The organism is Streptomyces sp. DvalAA-14, from assembly GCF_900091855.1.
GTDB lineage: Bacteria > Actinomycetota > Actinomycetes > Streptomycetales > Streptomycetaceae > Actinacidiphila.
In genome coordinates, this window is record NZ_FMCH01000042.1 from 1 (window position 1) to 2,971 (window position 2,971).

Consider the following 2,971-nt stretch of genomic DNA (forward strand, 5'->3'; position numbering starts at 1 on the left):
TCGTCCAGGGCCAGACCGACTCGCTGTTCACCCTGGCCCAGTCCGACGCGATGGCCCGGGCGATCAAGGCCAACGGCGCCCCGGTGGCGGTGGACTGGATCGCCGGCGGCCACGACGGCGGCGACACCGAGGACAGCCGGATCGACCACCGGGTCACCGCGTGGTTCGACCACTACCTCAAGGGCGACACCGCCGTCAGTACCGGACCGGCCTTCCGCGTCACCCGCACCACGGGCCTGAACGTCAATGACGGCAGCGTCGAACTGCGCGGCGCCTCCGCCGCCGCCTACCCCGGGCTGAACGGCACCGCCGATCGCCGGATCGCGCTGACCGGACCCGCCCAGCGCCTCGTCAACCCGGCCGGCGGCGCCCCGGCGGCCATCTCCGCGGTGCCCGGCAGCGGGGCCCTCGGCCAGCTCTCCGGCCTCGGCGCCGGCCTGAGCACCGACTTCCCCGGCCAGTTCGCGCAGTTCCAGTCGGCCGGACTCCGCCGCGGCGTCACCCTCACCGGGGCGCCCTCCGTCACCGTGAAGGTCAGCACCGACGCCCCCGACGCGGTGCTGTTCGCCAAGCTCTACGACGTGGCCCCCGACGGCAAAGAGACGCTGCCCGCCTCACTCGCCACCCCCGTCCGGGTGGCCGGATCGCCGCAGGGCAGCGTTGTGCGGGTCCAACTCCCCGCTGTCGACCACGAGTTCGCGGCGGGCCACCGGCTGCGCCTGGTGCTGTCCAGTACCGACCTCGGCTACGCCTCCCCGGCCGCGCCGGCCGTGGTGGGCGTCGCGCTGGCCGGCCCGGGACTCACCGTGCCGACCGACCCCGCGCTCAGCGCCGCGTCACCCCCGCTGCCCTGGTGGGCCTGGGCGCTGCCGCTGATCGCGCTGGCCGTCGCGGCGGCGCTGCTGCTCACCGGCCGTGGCCGTGCCCGCCCCCGGCCCGCCGACCCGGCGCTGGCCGCGGTGCCGCTGCGGATCTCCGGGCTGAGCAAGCGCTACGCGAAGTCCGCCGACCGCTACGCGGTACGCGAACTGTCCTTCCGGGTCGAGCCGGGGCAGGTGCTCGGCCTGCTCGGTCCCAACGGGGCCGGCAAGACCACCACGCTGCGGATGCTGATGGGCCTGATCCGGCCGGACGAGGGCGAGATCCGGATCTTCGGCGAAGCGGTCCGGCCGGGCGCGCCGGTCCTGTCGCGGGTCGGCGCCTTCGTGGAGGGGGCCGGCTTCCTGCCGCACCTGACCGGCCGCGCCAACCTCGATCTGTACTGGCAGGCCACCGGACGCCCCGAGCAGGACGCCCACCTGGCCGAGGCCCTGGAGATCGCCGGCCTCGGCGACGCGCTGGACCGCGCGGTGCGCACCTACTCCCAGGGCATGCGGCAGCGGCTGGCCATCGCCCAGGCCATGCTGGGCCTGCCCGACCTGCTGATCCTGGACGAGCCGACCAACGGCCTGGACCCGCCGCAGATCCGCGAGATGCGCGAGGTGCTGATCCGGTACGCCGCGGCCGGCCGGACCGTCATCGTCTCCAGCCATCTGCTGGCCGAGGTGGAGCAGACCTGTACGCATCTGGTGGTGATGGACCGCGGCCGGCTGATCACCGCCGGCCCGGTCGCGGAGATCATCGGCTCCGCCGACACCGTGCTGGTCGGCATCGCCGGCGGCGTCCCGCAGGACGTGGTGGACGCGGTGGCGGCGCTGCCCGGTGTGGCGGACGCGGTCCGCGAGGAGGACGGGCTGCTGGCGGTGCTCGACGGGATGACCGCGCCGCAGCTGGTGGCGGAGCTGGTCCGCCTGCGGGTGCCGGTGGACCGGATCGGGCCGCACCGCCGGCTGGAGGACGCCTTCTTGACCCTGATCGGAGGCTCGGCGTGAGCACCACCGCACCCGTACCCGGGCCGGCGCCCGTCCCCGCCCCGGCGCCCGCCTCGGCGACCGCGCCCGGCTACCGTCCCGGCCGGACGCTGCCGCTGCGCGTCGAGGCCCGCCGTCAGCTGCGCCGGCGCCGCACGATCATCGTGGGGGTCCTGCTGGCCGCGCTGCCGTTCATCTTGATGGCCGCCTTCGCGATCGGCGGCACCCCGTCCGACGGGCGCAACGGCCCGACGCTGATCGACACCGCCACCGCGTCGGGCGCCAATTTCACCGCGACCTGCCTGTTCGTCTCGGCCGGCTTCGTGCTGGTGGTGCCGGTCGCGCTGTTCTGCGGGGACACCGTCGCCTCGGAGGCCGGCTGGTCCAGCCTGCGCTATCTGCTGGCGGCGCCGGTGCCCAGGGCCCGGCTGCTGGCGGTCAAGCTCACGGTGGCGCTCGGCTTCAGCGCGGTCGCGCTGGTGCTGCTGCCGGCGGTGGCCCTGATCGCCGGCACCGCCGCCTACGGCTGGGGCGACCTGGAGCTGCCCACGGGCGGATCGCTGGGTTCGGGCAGCGCGCTGCCCCGGCTGGCGCTGGTGGTGGCGTACATCTTCGTCAGCCAGCTGGTCACCGCGGCGCTGGCGTTCTGGCTGTCCACCATCACCGACGCGCCGCTGGGCGCGGTCGGCGGCGCGGTCGGGCTGACCATCGTCGGCAATGTGCTGGACGCGGTGACCGCGCTCGGCTCGTGGCGTGACGTGCTGCCGGCGCACTGGCAGTTCTCCTGGCTGGACGCGGTGCAGCCGACGATGGACTGGACCGGGATGGTGCAGGGGTCCTCGGTCTCGGTGTCCTACGCGCTGGTGCTGACCGCGCTGGCGTTCCGGGGCTTTCGCACCAAGGACATCGTGTCCTGACCGGCCCGGCCGGGTCGGGGCGGTGCCCGGCCGGCGGGGTGCCCGCCACCCCCTCGTCATGTCATGGCCATGGAAAGGCAAAGGATCGGCCGATCGGGTAGAGCAGGCGGCGGCGAACGTCGGACTCTCGTGTCCCGGGCACCATCTATCGACGGTTTCCGGTCAGCCGCTCCGTGCGGTCCCGCCCCGCACGCGGAGAGCTCC

Annotated in this window: 2 protein-coding genes; both read left to right on the forward strand. The window is 74.8% G+C overall.

All coding sequences use genetic code 11. The features are described from left to right. Nucleotides 1–1,871, forward strand: a 1,871-nt coding sequence (locus GA0115240_RS02075) for an ATP-binding cassette domain-containing protein (protein WP_107407077.1), incomplete at its 5' end; no start/stop codon positions are given. Nucleotides 1,872–1,960: 89 nt separating this feature from the next. After that, the gene (locus GA0115240_RS02080; RefSeq protein WP_237554534.1) at nt 1,961–2,767 is read left to right on the forward strand and encodes an ABC transporter permease; all 807 of its coding nucleotides are present in this window, start codon (nt 1,961–1,963) and stop codon (nt 2,765–2,767) included. Nucleotides 2,768–2,971: the final 204 nt, after the last annotated feature.